Annotated in this window: 14 protein-coding genes; 13 read left to right on the plus strand and 1 reads right to left on the minus strand. The window is 38.3% G+C overall.

Annotation, left to right across the window (positions count from 1 at the left end; all coding sequences use genetic code 11):
• The first annotated feature begins 11 nt into the window (after positions 1-11).
• The 10 genes from tssM (at position 12) to KTI78_RS10640 (ending at position 13,626) form a co-directional block, all read left to right on the plus strand.
• On the plus strand, positions 12-3,833 hold the full coding sequence (tssM, locus tag KTI78_RS10590) for a type VI secretion system membrane subunit TssM (RefSeq protein WP_262446066.1): 3,822 nt from the start codon (positions 12-14) through the stop codon (positions 3,831-3,833).
• Positions 3,834-3,870: 37 nt separating this feature from the next.
• On the plus strand, positions 3,871-4,830 hold the full coding sequence (tagF, locus tag KTI78_RS10595; protein WP_016141464.1) for a type VI secretion system-associated protein TagF: 960 nt from the start codon (positions 3,871-3,873) through the stop codon (positions 4,828-4,830).
• Between the two features lie 2 nt (positions 4,831-4,832).
• On the plus strand, positions 4,833-5,600 hold the full coding sequence (locus tag KTI78_RS10600; protein ID WP_262446067.1) for an OmpA family protein: 768 nt from the start codon (positions 4,833-4,835) through the stop codon (positions 5,598-5,600).
• A 16-nt stretch (positions 5,601-5,616) separates the two neighbouring features.
• Positions 5,617-5,880: a PAAR domain-containing protein gene (locus KTI78_RS10610; RefSeq protein WP_004793184.1), complete on the plus strand. Its 264-nt coding sequence runs from the start codon at positions 5,617-5,619 to the stop codon at positions 5,878-5,880.
• A gap of 148 nt (positions 5,881-6,028) precedes the next feature.
• Positions 6,029-8,710: a type VI secretion system ATPase TssH gene (tssH, locus tag KTI78_RS10615; protein ID WP_262446069.1), complete on the plus strand. Its 2,682-nt coding sequence runs from the start codon at positions 6,029-6,031 to the stop codon at positions 8,708-8,710.
• 22 nt (positions 8,711-8,732) lie between these two features.
• Entirely contained in the window at positions 8,733-9,827 is a 1,095-nt protein-coding gene (gene tssA / locus KTI78_RS10620; protein ID WP_262446071.1) for a type VI secretion system protein TssA, read from the plus strand.
• Between the two features lie 16 nt (positions 9,828-9,843).
• Complete coding sequence (gene tssK / locus KTI78_RS10625; protein ID WP_016141459.1) at positions 9,844-11,208, plus strand: type VI secretion system baseplate subunit TssK; 1,365 nt, start codon at positions 9,844-9,846, stop codon at positions 11,206-11,208.
• A gap of 17 nt (positions 11,209-11,225) precedes the next feature.
• The gene (gene icmH, locus KTI78_RS10630; protein WP_016141458.1) at positions 11,226-12,032 is read left to right on the plus strand and encodes a type IVB secretion system protein IcmH/DotU; all 807 of its coding nucleotides are present in this window, start codon (positions 11,226-11,228) and stop codon (positions 12,030-12,032) included.
• A 12-nt stretch (positions 12,033-12,044) separates the two neighbouring features.
• The gene (locus KTI78_RS10635; RefSeq protein ID WP_262446072.1) at positions 12,045-12,665 is read left to right on the plus strand and encodes a hypothetical protein; all 621 of its coding nucleotides are present in this window, start codon (positions 12,045-12,047) and stop codon (positions 12,663-12,665) included.
• 7 nt (positions 12,666-12,672) lie between these two features.
• Entirely contained in the window at positions 12,673-13,626 is a 954-nt protein-coding gene (locus KTI78_RS10640) for a M15 family metallopeptidase (RefSeq protein ID WP_262446074.1), read from the plus strand.
• On the opposite strand, the gene KTI78_RS10645 is transcribed toward KTI78_RS10640, so the two are convergent.
• On the minus strand, positions 13,623-14,480 hold the full coding sequence (locus KTI78_RS10645) for a LysR family transcriptional regulator (RefSeq protein ID WP_262446075.1): 858 nt from the start codon (positions 14,478-14,480) through the stop codon (positions 13,623-13,625). The genes KTI78_RS10640 and KTI78_RS10645 overlap by 4 nt on opposite strands.
• 147 nt (positions 14,481-14,627) lie before the next feature.
• Here KTI78_RS10645 and KTI78_RS10650 point away from each other — a divergent pair, with 147 nt between their 5' ends.
• The 3 genes from KTI78_RS10650 to KTI78_RS10660 are packed head-to-tail and all read left to right on the plus strand — an operon-like array spanning position 14,628 to position 16,976.
• Positions 14,628-15,296 carry an ankyrin repeat domain-containing protein gene (locus KTI78_RS10650; RefSeq protein WP_262446076.1) on the plus strand — a complete coding sequence of 223 codons (669 nt, stop codon included), beginning with the start codon at positions 14,628-14,630 and terminating at the stop codon, positions 15,294-15,296.
• Between the two features lie 16 nt (positions 15,297-15,312).
• Positions 15,313-15,798, plus strand: coding sequence for a nucleoside deaminase (locus KTI78_RS10655; protein WP_262446153.1), 486 nt, complete (start codon positions 15,313-15,315; stop codon positions 15,796-15,798).
• Positions 15,795-16,976: a cyanate transporter gene (locus tag KTI78_RS10660; RefSeq protein ID WP_262446078.1), complete on the plus strand. Its 1,182-nt coding sequence runs from the start codon at positions 15,795-15,797 to the stop codon at positions 16,974-16,976. The genes KTI78_RS10655 and KTI78_RS10660 overlap by 4 nt, the downstream gene beginning before the upstream one ends.
• The last annotated feature ends 119 nt before the right edge of the window (positions 16,977-17,095 follow it).

The following is a 17,095-nucleotide window of genomic DNA, read 5'->3' on the forward strand; positions in this document are numbered from 1 at the left end:
ACGAGAATAGAATGCATACAATTTTAGGCTACTTGTGGCAGTACATCACGAATCCTAAAGCAATTATCGCCGTGTCATTGTTCGTGGCATTGATGTCTTCATATACTTCAATTCCTCGTCATATATTCTGGGCTTTAGCAACTGCCTATGCTTTAGGTCTTATTGTTTATGGTATCTATTGGCTTATTCAAAGAAGAAAGCATGCTGCTCAAGGTGAAGAGCTAGCTGAAGCAATTGAAAAAGATAACCAAGCTGAATATGGCAAAAATAAAGATAAAGAAGAACTTCAGCTTATTAATCAACAAATGAAAGAATCAATTCAATTGATTCGTAAATCTAAGTTGGGTGATAAAAAAGGTAATGCTGCACTATATGAGCTTCCTTGGTACATGGTTATTGGTAACCCGGCAGCAGGTAAAAGTTCGGCTATTTATAACTCTGGTTTAAAGTTTCCATTTGAAGAAACGCATCAGAAAATGGTATCTGCTGGCTTAAGTGGTACTCGAAATTGTGACTGGTTCTTCTCTACAGAAGGTATTTTGCTCGATACAGCAGGTCGTTATTCTGTTTATAGTGAAGATCATTCTGAGTGGTTAGGTTTCTTAAATATTTTGAAGAAGAACCGTTCCAAAGCGCCAGTCAATGGTTTGATTTTAATTGTTAGTATTGCTGAGCTCATTAGTCAAAGTCCTGAAAACTCATTAAAGCTTGCTAAAAACTTACGTGCACGTATTCAAGATCTCACTGAACGTTTAGAAGTTGTTGTGCCTGTTTATTTAGTCTTTTCAAAGATGGACTTAATTGCAGGTTTTACTGAATTCTTTGAGTTTTACGAAGCTCAAGAATACAACCAAGCTTGGGGAGCAACGCTTCCATATGAACAGAGTTCATCACATAATGCTGTAGAATTATTCGAAAAACATTACAACATTCTTTACGATGGTCTAAAAGGAGTAAGTTCGACTCATTTAAGCCGCCGTCATTCGCAAAATATTTCACCAAGTGTAATGACTTTCCCATTAGAGTTTAAAACACTAAAACCAGCTTTAAAAAGCTTTATTGGTACACTTTTTGAAGATAATCCATATCAATTTCAACCTGTTTTCCGTGGGTTTTACTTCACCAGTGCTTTGCAGGAAGGTGTAATTGAAAGTCCAATGACTGAACAAATTGCCCAAGAATTTCAGCTGACTCAAATTGCTCAAAGTGATTTAAAAGATTATTCAAAAAATACACCTAATCATGGCTATTTCTTAAATGGTCTATTTTCAGATGTTATTTTAAAAGATAAAGATTTAGTTAAGCAGCATGTAAATACGGGCAGAAAACGTCAGCGCTATATTGCATTTATTGGTGCTTTAGCGGGTGTTTCAATTATTTTAGGTGTATGGGTTTGGTCTTATCGTAACAACCAACAATTAATTGGTGAAGTGCAAGCTGACTTAAATAAGGTAGTTCAATTAGAAAGAGCTTCTGGTCAGCAACTATCTACTCAATTAGAAGCTTTGCTAATTCTTCAAAGACGTCTACAGCAGTTAGACGAGTTTGATGAAAATAGACCACTTAAATTTAGTTTTGGTTTATATCAGGGCAATGAGCTTCGTGAAAAGCTAAAAGCCGAATATTTAAAAGGTGTTAAGCAAATTGTATTAACGCCGACACAGCAAAACATTGCTCAATATTTGCAACGTGTAAAAAATAATGAAGCAACATTAAAAGCGAATCATACGAATGTTGAGATTAAGCAGACTGCGCAGTCTCAACAATATTTGGAGCCTTCGGATACCAATCCTCAAGATGCTTATAACGCATTAAAAGCTTATTTAATGATGAGTAATCCACAATATATGGATGCAAGTCATCTCAGCGATCAGGTTACGCGTTTCTGGCGCTCTTGGTTAGATGCAAATAAAGGCCAAATGCCACGTGCAGACATGATTCAAGAAGCTGAACAGATCTTGTCTTACGCAATGACTTTAGCAAATGATAAGCAATTCCCAGTTTTAGAAGCTGACTCTCAAATTGTAGATCAAACACGTCAAGTATTGCTTTCGGTTGTTCGAGGAATGCCTGCACGTGATCGTGTTTATAATGAAATAAAAATGCGTGCAGCCGTACGTTTCCCTGCGTTGACTGTAAGTCAGATTGTAGGTGAAGCCAATAAAAATGTTGTATTAGGAAGTTATGCATTGCCTGGTGTATTTACTCAAAAGGCATGGAATGACTATGTAGAAAAAGCAATTGAAGAGGCTGCGGATAAGCCAACAGATAGTAAAGATTGGGTGCTAAATAGTCGTCAATCGGATGATCTAACTTTCTCAGGTAGCCCAGAGCAAATTAGAAAGCAGCTGACAGCTCTCTATAAGCAAGAATATATTGCGGAATGGAGAAAATTCTTAAGTGGTATTCACTATGCTAAAGCTGGTCAATTTGCTCAGCAAGTTAAAAATATTGATGTCTTAGGTGAACCGCAAAATTCTCCAATTAGAACATTAATTGAGAGAGTAGCAGTCGAAACAAACTGGGATAATCCGGTTGTTCAAGCTGAGCTCGCAGCTCCACAAAAAGGATTTATTGCATGGTTTAAGCGTAAAGTTTTAAATCATGATGATAAGCAAGTTGCTAATCAAGTGGCAAATAATGCTCAAGGCGCTATTTCTCAAGAATACCAAATGTTCTATCAGTTGGTTCGCAAACGTGATGACCAACAAGGTAAGTCATTGCTTGATGAATATATGATAAATTTAGCTCTAGTTCGTAGTAAGTTTAACGAGCTTAAGAATGCGGGTGAAATTGGACCTAATGCGATGACATTAGTCAAGCAAACCCTTAATGAGCAAACGTCTGTATTTAACCAAACTCAAAAAATTGTCGATGAAAAAATGGCGGTTGGTTTCAATGAAATTGATCAGCGATTACTACAAAAATTGGTAGTTAGTCCACTTACGCAAGCTTTTGAAAGTTTAATTACACCGACCCAAGACGAAATTAACAAATTATGGGTAATGCAAGCTTATCAGCCATTTACAGCAAATCTTGCTAAGAAATATCCATTTAACTCATCAGCTTCTTTGCAGGCGACAAGTAGTGAAATTGGTCAAATCTTGGGTGAGAACGGTAGTATTTCTCGCTTTGTCAAAGAAAGCCTAGATCCATTTGTGATTCGTCGTGGTTATACATTAACGTCTAAAACTTGGAAAGATTTAGGAATTAGTTTAAACCCTCAATTCGTCATGAATTTCCAAAGATATGTTTCACCAGCCAATGGTATGGCAACAGGTGAGTTGAATGCTCAAGCTCCTGCGGCACCAGCAACCAACCAATCGAACTTCCAGTTCTACCCAATTCCAAACCCACAGTTACTTTCATATACCGTTGATATCGATGGTCAGCGTATGACTTATGAAAATGGTGTTCAGCAGTGGGTTAACTTCATTTGGCCAAACCAAGGAAGTATTCCGGGCGCTCGTATTACTGCAGTAGATTTACAAGGCCAAACGCATACGATTTTTGATGAGCCGGGTGAGTATGGTATTAACCGTTTAATTGATAGTGCTCAGCGTAAAGAACAAAATGGCGGATTTGAAATGCTTTGGCGTAGTAAAACTGATCCATCTTTATTTGTAAAAATGAATTTCCGTCTCATTAGCAGCAATTCAGGCAGTATCGGTTCAAGCCGTGGTTATGCAGGTATGCAACTGGTTGACAAAGTCACTGCTGATAAAGCAGCTCGTGTGGTATCTGCTCAGCAAGCACCAGCTCAAGCTGCTCCAGCAAGAACTGAAAATCCTGTTTCAGCACTCGCTCAGCCTTCTGCGGGAGTTAAACCATGACTTGGAAAATAACCTCACTGCGAAAGGAGGAGCAATAATGCAAACATTAAAGACCACTCCTTTGTATTACGGCAAAAGTCCTGCACGAGGTGACTTTTTAAAAACAAAAGGTCAGAATGCGCTAATACAATTACTTGATCAGTGGATTACTGAAGCATTGGAATATGCAATGCAATCGGGTAGCTTTAAAGAAGCTTATAACACATTGCCTTCACTGGATTTCTTTATTGCAAATCCAAAAGAAAATATGTTTTTAGCGGCGAACCTACTGGCAAGTGAAGATAGTTCAGGTCGATCTTTTCCAATGGTACTGAGCCATTTATTAGAAATTGATTTGCCATATGATAATTTGTTATATGCGCCATATAGCTATAAACATGTACTCGTTGATTTATTCCAAAACAATCGGGCTTTAAAAGGAATCAAAGATTCGGATCTATTACTTGGGAAATTAGGTCACTTACAAAATCAGATTCAGGTTTTAACTGAACGCGAGTGTGTAGGTTTCTATGAAAATCATACGATGCATTCATTTGCTCAACTCATGAAGTTAAGTATTTATGAATTGGCGCAAAGTATGATTGGGCTGGGATTATTACTACAACCAATTTTACAAAATGGAACGAGTCGCTTAAATAAAGTTTTAATTTTGCCTATTAATAATCCTGCTTACAGTTATGAAATAGCAGCATTTTGGGTCAGCATTATTTGTCGCTTTTTAAAAGAACATAATACTGAGGTATTGATAGGTTTATTACATCGAGATCAACCCGTATTATTCTTCGGTTTTCAAGGGGCTGATATTTTAGCCCTTAGCGATATTTTTACTCAGAATATGGATAGTAAGCATTGGGTTTCTCTAATTGAAGCTCAGTGGATTGATACTTACTTGGAGCAGAATGCTGGTTTAGCTACGCTGGAACAATCATTATGCCAACGCCAATTAAGTTTAAACCAAGGCTTAAAACTATTTAGACAGACTTTTTTGGGTGAATAATAATGAATCAACGATATCAAACTAAACTTTTACAGCTCGTAAAAGGCTGTTTTATCTATGCTATTGCTAATTATGCTTTGGCTCAGCCGATTGTTGTAGAAGGTGTAGTTCCTAACGAAGCCAGTAAACAGGCCATCTTATTAAAAATGCAGTCTGTTTATGGTGCCGATCAGGTTGTAGATAAAATACAAGTAAGACCTGTAGCCGCTCCAAATGGGTGGAGTGACTCGGTGACGCGAGTGATTACCCCTGATCTTAAAAAGGTTTCGCAAGGGAAATTAAGCGTAAATGGTACTCGATTTGAGCTAAGTGGAAAAATGCTGAATCCAGCAGATATCCAGCCTACAATTCAATCTTTTCAAGGGTTAGTGCAGCCACCATATCAACTGTATTCACAGTTATCAGTCAATCAGGCTGAGCAAAAAATCATTGATGACGCACTTAAAAATCGAATTATTGAGTTTGAGTCTGGTAGTGCAGTTTTAACTGATGCAGGTCAAAAAATTCTCGACGAGATGGCTGTTGCTTTAAATAAAGTAGGCGGTAAAAAAGTCAAAATTATTGGTCATACTGATAGTTCCGGTGATGCGACTAAAAACTTAAAACTTAGCCAAGATCGAGCATTAGCAGTGAAAAACTATTTGATTAGTAAAAGTATTCCTGCCGATCATTTATCTACAGAAGGTTTAGGTTCATCTAAGCCAGTTGCAGATAACACTTCTCCAGAAGGCAGAAAGAAAAACCGTCGAATTGAGTTTACTGTTCTATAAATAGAAGGAGAAGAACATGGCTAGCCCTTACATTACGATTGGATGCCCAACCACTGGTGGAGGGCAAGTCATTTCAGGGAACAGTACATTTTTAATTGATGGAATTGCAATTGCCTGTGTAGGAGATAAGGCAACTTGTCCGTTACACAAAACGGTTTCTACGATTGTATCGGGAGATCCAAATATGCTTGTTATGGGAAAATCCGCAGCACGTGTAAATGATTCCTTATCATGTGGCTGTAAATTATTGCCAAAACAGAGTTTAGTTAATCAAGGATAAGGGTAGAGATATTTTTATATAGATATAAATATCTACTAAAACATATTAACGCTTGAAATGATGAGTAGTTTGTCTGATAAAGCTGAATTTTGTTAATATACAGGCATTATGATTTTAAGCATTAAATTATTTAAAAATATTGAGAGTAATGATGAGTAATTTAAAAATTTTAATTACAAAACTTTCTACAGTTGCACGAACTGCTTTAGAAAAATCGGCTAATGCTTGTGTTATTCAACAAAATTACGAAATTGAAATTGAGCATTTATTTTTAGAATTACTTAATCAATCTTTAGAGAATGATTTAAAAATTTTATTAAAGAAGTATAAAATTTCATCTGAAGCTTTAGCTGATGATTTAAAAGAAACAATTTCTCAATTACCAAAAGGTAATACTCGAACTCCTATTTTTGCTAAATCTATTGTTCGTTTGTTTGAGCAAGCTTGGTTATTGGCCTCGGCTGAACAAAATCCAGTTATTCGTAGCGGTCATTTATTAGTTGCACTGTTAACTGCGCCTGATTTATATCAAATTGCAACGAGAGCTTCGAGTTTATTTGATCTTTTACCAATTGATTCAATGAAACATAAGTTTCTTGAAATTTGTGAGAAGAGTGTTGAACAACAAGATGAGACAAAAACGCTTTCGGATGAAGCGGAACCAACAGACGCAACTGTAACAAATACCAAAACAGCTAAAACACCTGCGCTTGATCAATATACGATTAATCTCACTGAAAAAGCGAAAAAAGGCGGTATAGATCCAGTTATTGGGCGTGAATATGAAATTCGCTTAATGCTCGATATTTTAATGCGTCGACGCCAAAACAATCCGATCTTAACTGGTGAGCCAGGCGTTGGTAAAACTGCCGTGGTTGAAGGTCTAGCTTTAAAAATTGCTCAAGGTTTAGTACCAAATGCCCTTAAAAATGTTCATTTGCATGTGCTGGATATGGGACTATTACAGGCAGGTGCAAGCGTTAAAGGCGAATTTGAAAATCGTCTAAAGCAAGTGATTCAAGAAGTTCAAGCTTCTACTCATCCTATTATCTTATTTATTGATGAAGCGCATACTTTAATTGGTGCTGGTGGACAAGCAGGGCAAAATGATGCTGCAAATCTTTTAAAGCCAGCGCTTGCACGTGGTGAATTACGCACGATTGCTGCGACTACTTGGGCAGAATATAAACAGTATTTTGAAAAAGATGCGGCACTGAGCCGACGTTTTCAGGTGGTGAAAGTAGAAGAGCCAACCGAAGAAGTTGCGGTAGATATGTTGCGTGCGATGATTCCAGTCATGCAGCAGCATTTTAAATTACAAATTGATGATGAGGCGATCGTTACAGCGGTTCACTCTTCACATCGATATATTAGTGGCCGTCAACTTCCGGATAAAGCAGTTAGTGTTCTTGATACGGCAGCAGCACGTGTTGCGTTGACCCAAAATGCTCAACCAGTAAAGCTTGACCAGTTAAAGGCCCAAGAACATAACTTAAAACTTGAACAGCAAATTTTAGAAAATGAGCATCGTCAGATTCCAATTCATCATGAACGATTGGAAGCTTTAAAAGCTAATTTAGAATCTTTGCAAAAAGAAATTCAGGAAACCGAAGAGCAGTGGCAAAAGGAATTAGAACTTGTTCATAAAATTCAGGTTTTAGAAGCACAAAATCATGCTAATGAGTCTGAAGCTTATGATCAGATCAATCTACTGCGTAAGGAACTTGCTGAAATTCAAGGCCAGCAACCATTAGTATTTGAAAGAGTAAACTCTCAAATTATTAATGAAATTATTTCTGATTGGACTGGTATTCCTGTTGGAAAAATGGTCAATGATGAAATTAAACAGATATTAACGCTTGAAGATAAATTGGGCGAGCGTGTAATGGGGCAAGATTATGCACTCACACAATTAGTTCAAGGTATTAAAACTTCAAAAGCAAAGCTTGAAGATCCTAATAAGCCACAAGGGGTATTCCTTTTGGTTGGCCCAAGTGGTGTGGGTAAAACTGAAACTGCATTAACTTTGGCAAATGAATTATATGGTGGTGAGCAGCATTTAATCACTATTAATATGTCTGAATATCAAGAAGCGCATACGGTATCTTCATTAAAAGGTGCGCCTCCAGGGTATGTCGGATATGGTCAAGGGGGTGTTTTAACAGAAGCTGTTCGCCGTAATCCTTACAGTGTTGTGTTGCTTGATGAGATTGAAAAAGCTCATAGTGATGTTCAGGAACTGTTCTATCAAGTATTTGACAAAGGTACTTTAGAAGATGGTGAAGGACGAGTAATTGACTTTAAGAACACCACTATCTTGCTGACTTCAAATGTTGGTTCAAGTGCCATTATGCAAGCTTGTTTAAATAGACCTGTAGAAGAATGGCCTACAGCTGAAGAGTTGATTGAGCACCTAAAACCAAGTTTATATAAACAATTTAAGCCCGCATTTTTAGGCCGAATGAGAGTGGTGCCATATTTCCCATTGCATGATGATCTCCTTGTACGAATCATTAAGCATAAGTTAGGCAAGATCACCGCAAGAATTGAGAAACAATATGGAACACAAGTCCAGTATTCTGATGATTTGGTAGAGCTACTCTTAAGCCGTTGCACAGAAGTCGATAGCGGTGCACGTAACGTTGATAATATTTTAAATTCTACAGTGTTACCTGCATTGGCTACAGAAATTTTGGTGGCTTTAGCAGAGCAAAAACTACCAAAAATTATCATGATTGATGCTAAAGATGACGAAATTCAATATGTACTAGACCCGGTTGCAAAAGCTGCTAAAAAAAGGACTAGTAAAAAATTGAAGTCAGAAGTTTAAAATTGAATAGAGCTAAAATTAGATGAATATTGATATTTCTGAACTACTTGAACCCATTAGTGATAGTTTGCCTTGTGGTGACGACTTTTCATTTTCTAATGAATTTCATGAAATAAAAAAAGCGAAGACACAAGATGATCTATTGCTAGATCAAGGTGATTGGGTTGCTGAGCGCAAACAAGCCGATTGGGACTTTGTAGCAAAGAACACAAGTGTTTTGTTAAAAGATAAAACGAAAGATATTCGTCTATTAACTTGGCTCTTAGAAGCTTGGACTCATCTTTATGGTTTTGAAGGTATGGCGAAAAGTTTAACTTTAAGCCATTCCATGCTAAATCAATACTGGCAGGAAATTCATCCTATTATTGAAGATGATGATTTAGATCAACGCATTGGTTTATTACAGGGTTTAATTAATCAACTTCCGATGTTGTTAAAGAAAGTTTCTTTAACCAATACGGCTCCTTATTATAATTTGCTTGATTACGATAATTTTCTTTATCACGAAAATGTTCGCCGTAAACAAACTGAAGAGTATGACAGCCAGTCGGGGCCATCGGAACTAGAACAATTCGACCAAGCTATTTTTAATACGTCTAAAACTTTTCAATATTCTAACTATCAAGATTTTAGTTCAGTGTTAACTGAATGGGATGTTTTAAAGCAAACTCTCGATCATTTAATGGGACTAGATTCGCCAAGTTTTGCTGCGATTGATTCAGCATTTGAGACTATTCACAGCACATTACGCAAGATTTATAAAGCAGAAGCTTTTGGTGCAGGACTTGCACCAATCCAAGAACAGGCTACTGTCATCACGAGTTCATCTATGGAAAATCAAGCGCCTGTACAAGTTGTTTCAGCTCAGCCTGCTTTTCAGCCTCAAGCACAAACGCACTTGGCTAACCGAGAGCAAGCAATGAAAGTGCTGCAAGAGATTGCAGATTACTTCCAAGCAAATGAACCTCATAGCCCTGTGAGTTATATGCTTCAAAAAACGATTAAATGGAGTCAAATGCCATTACATGAATGGTTAGCGCAAGTCATTAAAGATGAGCATCCATTACAAATGGTTCAGGAAATGTTAGGTGTGCAGCCTAAAAATGAATATGAATAAAGATTGGTAAAGACATATGTTTAAAGCTGAAAAAGTCCTGTGGGGCGAAGGTTTATTTTTAAGACCGCAACATTTCCAAATTCAAGATACCTATCATGAACAACGCCTAAATCATACGGTTCGTGCGGTTGTGCCTTTTTCGTATGGTATTCAGAAGTTAAGTTTCGATGAGGCTCAATTGAGTACGCATATTCTTGCTCTTGAGTCTGTAGAGATGATCTGGCAAGACGGTGAAATTTATCAGGCGCCTGCATATGATTTATTGCCTGAACCAATTTTATTAGATGATCTTAATTTACGTGGTGAGATGCTAATCTATTTGGCATTGCCGCTTTTACAAGCCAATAAGCAAAATCTCATTGATCAAAATCAAGCGCAAAAGGGCAGATATCAATCTCACCTTGTCGAAACGCATGATCTATTTACGAATGCTACCGAAGCGGATATTAGTTTGCTACGCCGCCGTGCTGTTTTTAAATTATTAGATATTCATAGTAATCCAGACCATAATTTAGATGGTTTTTTATATCTGCCGATTGGAAAAATTAAGCGTCAAAGCTCTGGTGCTTTTGAAATTGACCGAAAGTTTATTCCACCAATTTTGCACGTGGATGCCTCTGAAACACTCATTTCAAATTTAAAAAGAACTCTAAATGTTATTAAGGCAAAAATTAAGACGATTCAAACCAATAACCGAGAAAATGAACAGAAATTAATTGAATTCCGTTCAGGCGATATCGTTTCTTTCTGGTTAGTGAATGCCTTAAATACAGCTCACGCTGGTTTAAATCACTTTGTGCAATATCCACAAATCCATCCAGAACGGTTGTTTTTCGAATTATTGCGTTTAGCAGGTTCATTATTAACTTTCTCGACAGCCTATGATGTTGATCAGCTGCCTGCTTATAAACACCATAATTTACAAGAAAGTTTTACTCAGTTAGACACGATTCTACGTGATTTACTCGATACGATTATTTCAAGTCGTTATATCAGTATTGCGCTTAAAGAGATCCGGCCTTCATATTGGGTGGGAAGTCTTGAAACCGATAAGATTACTCGAGACACTCGACTTTATATTGCAGTATCAAGTAGTGCTATGCAGACTCATGAGTTAATCCAGATCGTACCTTTACGATTTAAGATTGGTAGCACTTTAGATGTAGAGCAACGTGTAGTTGCTGCATTACCTGCGATTCCATTACATCATTTGATTCAGGTTCCAACTGCGATACCGGTACGTTCTGGGGTGAGTTATTTTGAAATTGAACCGCATCACGAGCTATATCAGCGCATGTTAGATTCAGAGACGATCTGTATTTATGTTCCAGCTGGTTTCCAAGATATCAGTATTGAATTGATTGCGGTCATGAACGCTTAACGGTAAAGGAGAGAAAAATGTCACAATCTACAGGCGCTCCTTCTTTATTTGACGATGGGCAAATCGGGACGGGTGGAAATAACAATAGTCAGTCGCAGGCAAAACTACAGGCAATTAATCTTATTGATTTATTGCATGATGGCTTTTATTTGATTTTTTTAATTCGAAATCAATATGTGCCGGCAGATGCGCAGCAATTCCGTGAAAAAACCTTAAATTTGCTTAATCAATTTGAGCAACAAGCTAAAAAACTACAATTTTCAGCTGATGATATTCATGATGCTAAATATGCATTTTGTGCATTAATTGATGAAACCATCGTAACGCAACAAGATCCAAGCTATTTTAATTTACAAAATGCTTGGCTGATTAGCCCATTGCAATTGAGCTTGTTTGGTTCTCAGTTAGCGGGCTATCGCTTTTTTGAAATTTTGGAGCAATTGCGAAGCCGTGGAAAAGAACGACTAGCTGCTCTTGAAGTATTTCATTACTGCCTTTTACTTGGTTTTCAAGGTAAGTACCGCATTGAGTCTATTGAAAGTCTTAACCACTTAGTATCACGAGTGGGTGATGAGATCGACTATTTAAAAGGGAAAAAAGTTGCATTTTCGCCGTTCTCTGCAATTCCCGATCAAATACGGAATATTATTCATCGCGAAGTTCCTTTCTTTTGGATTTTGATCTTTTTATTGATTTTTGCATTACTTACTTTTGCAGGCTTAAGATTTATGCTGAACAATCAAAATGATAAAGCATTATCTAATTATCAAAATGTGATTTCTGCTCCTCAAGAGCAAGCGCATATTACAATTTATTTACCTTGATGATGGTACGAAATGGCTCAGGAAAAACCAACTTCTATTCGAGTTTTACAATCGAATAAAAAAAAGCCGAAATCACCACTACTTTATATTGTGATTGGTGTAATTGCAGGGGTGTTTGTCAGCATCTCGCTATTCCTGTTCTTGTCTCAACCGAATTCGCCGGAATCAGCAGCAATTGAGAGTAAATCAACAGAAGAGCAAATTTTAAATCAAGATGCTGCTCATTCTTCTGATGAACAAAATCAGGTTGCTGTAAGCCAAGACAACGACACAGACTCAATGAGCCGTGATGGCTTTGAACAGCCAAAAGATAATGAATTAAGTAATATCTTTAAACCTGTTCCGCATAAAACTGTTGCTGCGAATGAACAGCGAGTTTCACCATTTGATGAGCAGCTAACAGGTGAGAAGAAAGTTCAAGTTGTGCCTCAATTACAGACAAGCGTAGCTAAAACGACTCAACCTAAAGTACAGCCAGCTCAGCAAAAAACAGTGGGTAAGCCGCAGCAGCAAGTGGTACAGGCTAAACCCGTAGTTGAGAGTAAAGCTCCAGCCGAACCAGAACCTGAGGTCGAACCACCTAAAGCATCGGTAGATATTAAAATTACACGTAGTCCTTTTGCCGTGAATTAATGAACTGATGATGATCTTTCTCATTTTCTTTTGCTTTACGTGCTTGGCAATTGGTTTAGCATTTTTAATGTCTTATGAACTAAGGAGTAGAAGCAAAGATTTCGTCTTGTCGTTACTGCCACAAGGCCGTAAACAGCTGAATCAGGTGAAGCAATTTGCTCAAACGATGAATCAGGCAGCTGCTCCTGAAAAATTACAATCTCATTGGTATTTACAGCAATGGTGGATTGTAATTGCTGGCTTTTTTTTGTTTGCCAGTATATTAATTTTTGCTTTTACTCGTCCCATTAGTTCAACTCGAATTGAAGCTGAATATCTGAAAAAAACTGACCCTCAAATCTATGCACTTTTAAATGGTGAAATATTATCACCACCGCCAGAAGTGGATGAAAGCTTAATTGAGGCCGCAATTGTTGAGGCTACGCAGTTAGAGCAGCAATATTCGTCTCAAAATAGTGGAGCTATTAATTCTTCACCGATTGATAATGCAAGTTTCGATGGTCGAGCTATTCTGGACACGACTTTGGTTGATCGTAAATGGGACAAAATGAACCCACGTTATAAACAGCGTTTACTCATGGTCTTTAAAATCATGAAAGAACAGTATGGTTATGAGTTGGTTCTATTAGAAGGTTATCGTAGCCCAGCACGTCAGAATATGCTGGCGGGCAATCCTAACACGACTAGAGCGAGGGGGTATCAAAGCTATCATCAATTTGGTTTAGCTGCTGATGTAGCATTTAAACGAAATGGGAAAGTGGTTATTTCTGAACGGGATCCATGGGCGATGCAAGGCTATCGGTTATATGGACAAGTTGCCGAATCTGTTGGTTTGACTTGGGGTGGACGTTGGAAATCTATCCAAGATTATGGGCATACCGAATTCCGTATGCCGGGCTTAAGAAAAACTCAAGAAATGGCGGAAAAACTTATCGCTGAAAGTTCGAATGATATAAGTTAAACATTGATTGAGGATTGAAAACGTTTTTGTAAAACAGACGTCATTTTATCTACAAGCTGGGAAATGATCCCAGCTTTTTCCCACGTGTAAATTGAAACGACCATAGGTGGCACAGCACCTAATGAATCATATCGACGTACTCTACGTCCATTGGTCGTAGCTACAGGCAATAAAGATAACCCTAATCCTGTTTCAACACTGACTAACACGCTTTCTAGGCTACTACCAGTAAAAGCAATATACCAACGTCGCCGCTCACGTTCTAAGGTTGCGAACATTTCGTCCCTATAAAGTCCTCCTTGAGGAAAAGTGACTAAACTCACGGGGTCAGCCCATGTAGTCTTTGAGTTTTCACTTGCAAACCATGCCATTTCTTCTGGGAATGTAGCGTGGTGATCAGCACTGGCCGCGGGTTCTTTGACAATAATAATATCGAATTCACCATTCCGATAACGCTCTGTTAGGTTCCGGCTTAAGCCAGAGGTTACGTCTAAACGAATGGAACGATGCTCTTTGGCAAATATACCGAAAACTTCAGCCATTGCAGAACTCATCATATCTTCTGGTAAACCAATACGAATAGGAATACTTCCTGCCGGATCTTTAAGTAGGGCCTCAGCTTCTTGTTGAAGAGTCAAAATCCTTTGTGCATAACCAATCAGATATTCTCCCGAAACGGTCAATTTGAAAGGTCTTGCTGTTCGATCTATAAGCGCATGACCCACTGATTCTTCAAGCCGTGCTAACTGCTGACTAATCGTTGATTGAGTCAGGTGTAATCGATCAGCAGCTGCGGTAAAACTGCCCGTTTCAAAAATAGTGACAAAAGCACGTAAAAGGCGAGGATCAAACATATTATGCACCGCTAGGTTTAAAAGCAGATTAGATAAGTATTTATAATCTTAATAGTATCGATTAAATAATTTAATTTCCAAATACTTTTGGTGATGTTTATTCTATTTGCAAAATGTTTTGCCATAAATTTCTATTGGGAGACCAGCATGCGTAAGTCACTAATATGGGTGAATCTGATCGTCGCGTTAGGGGCTTTAGGTTTTACAAATATGACGAATGCAATGAGTGAGTACCCTTTACATCAGGCAGCAATAAATAACGACACTCAATCTATAAAAAATATTTTATCTCAAAAGGCTTTAATTGATGAGCGGGATGAAACTGGTTCGACTGCTTTGATGGTCGCAACAAGAGCAAATAATGTACATGCTGCTCATATGCTGATAGAGGCGGGTGCCGATGTAAATGCAAAAGATAATATTCAAGATAGTCCGTATTTGTACGCCGGCGCACAGGGATATTTAAAAATTTTAAGAATGACACTCATGCATGGTGCGAACTTAAAAAGTACTAATCGTTACGGTGGGACGGCGCTCATTCCCGCAGCGGAGCGAGGCCATGTTGAAACAGTTCGTACATTAATTGCCGCTGGTGTAGATGTTAATCATGTCAATAATTTAGGGTGGACCGCATTGATTAAGGCCATTATTTTGGGCAATGGAGAACCAAAATATCAACGCATTGTAGAGCTTTTACTAAAAGCAGGTGCCGATCCGAACTTAGCAGATAAAGACGGCATTAAGCCATTACAACATGCACGTTCACGAGGCTACCGCGAAATTGAAAAAAGACTTCTTGCAGCTGGTGCAAAATAAAAAGTGAGAGTACATGATGGAAAAAGGTGAACAGTTTTTACGTAATGCGATTGAGCTTGCCTATAACAATATTGAAAAAGGTGGGAGGCCATTTGGAGCAGTGGTTGTAAAGAATGGAGAAATTATTGCTTCAGGTGTAAATCAGATTCTGACAACAAATGATCCCACTGCACATGCCGAATTACTAGCGATTCGTGCAGCCAGCCAAGTTTTAGGATCTGCCAACTTAGAAGGCTGTTCTGTGTATGTAAGTGGCCATCCATGCCCAATGTGTATGGCTGCAATGCGTTTAGCAGGTATCAAGTCGGTGAGCTATGCATATTCTAATGAAGATGGAGCACCATTTGGTTTGTCTACAGCCGAAATATATATTGAGCTTGCCAAGCCGTTTTCTGAGCAATCAATGAAAATTCAATATATACCGATCAGAGTTGAAAGCCGCACTGATCTTTATGTGCATTGGAAGAATTATCAAGCCAAGAATTTAGGCTCAGAAGAATGAAGCAGTCTGGAGTTTTTTTGACTCGTCCCATGCTTGTTGTAACGGTAGCTTTGGTGGGCCTTAATTTAAGACCATTTATCACAAGTATTGGACCATTGATTGCCAATATTCGAACAGCCACTGGCTTAAGCCTACAAGGAATGGCACTACTTACTTTGCTACCGATGATGCTTATGGGGCTTGTTGCATTTGTTGGGCCAATATTGCAGAACTATGTGGGCGAACGAAAAGCTATTCTCGGTGCATTACTTGCCATTTGTGCGGGATGTGCTGTCCGTTTTTTATTACCTACAGCCGAAGGATTAATTATTAGCGCAATAGTAATTGGATTTGGCGTTGCGATGATACAAGCAGCTTTTCCAGGCATGATTAAACGAGAATTTAGCCAATACATAGGTCCGATGATGGGGCTTTATTCAGCTATGCTCATGGGCGGTGGGGCGTTAGGAGCATGCTTAGCTCCCATAATTTCAAATATAACGGGCTTTTGGTCAATTGGACTGGCTTTTTTTGCTATTCCAGCTTTATTTGCATTTATATTGGCCCTGGCTTTTTTACCTACAAAAGTTGGCTCATCCATTCATCGTGCGCCTGTAAGAAAGTTATTAAATCAACCTCGAACTTGGTTATTAATGGCTTGTTTCGGGCTTGTAAATGGTGGCTACTCATCAGTCGTAGCTTGGTTAGCGCCTTCTTTTCAAGATCAGGGTTGGAGCGCAGCGCAAAGTGGACAACTACTTGCTTTACTGGCCTTGAGCCAAGCAGCTTCAGCACTTATTTTGCCCGTTTTAGCAAGGAAATATAAAGACCGACGTCCATGGCTATGGTTTACGTTAGCTATGCAAATGATTGGGTTTGCCGGAATGGCTTTTATGCCTGAGTTTGCCTCTATACTTTGGGCAATTTGTTTAGGCGTGGGTTTAGGAGGATGTTTTGCCTTAACGCTTATAGTTGCATTAGATCATTTTGATGAGCCGATTTATGCAGGTGCTTTATCTGCACTGATGCAAGGTGGTGGTTTCTTATTGGCAGCAATTCCGCCATGGATTATTGCAATTTTGCATGATCTTACGGGGGCTTACAAAGCGGGATGGCTTTTCCATTTAGCCAGTGTGATATTAGTAGTTATTTTAGTGATTAGATTGGCGCCTAAAAGTTATTTTAAGCTGAGTCTGTAAAACGAACGTTGAGTTAATCGTGATTCTTTTTATAGAGAATTACCGATTCTAAAACACAAGTAAATCAGGAAATAGTGATACGATAGAACTGAAAATTTCCCGCTTTTAAATGAATACAA

Source organism: Acinetobacter sp. WU_MDCI_Abxe161, assembly GCF_025514355.1.
Taxonomy (GTDB): Bacteria; Pseudomonadota; Gammaproteobacteria; order Pseudomonadales; family Moraxellaceae; genus Acinetobacter; species Acinetobacter pittii_E.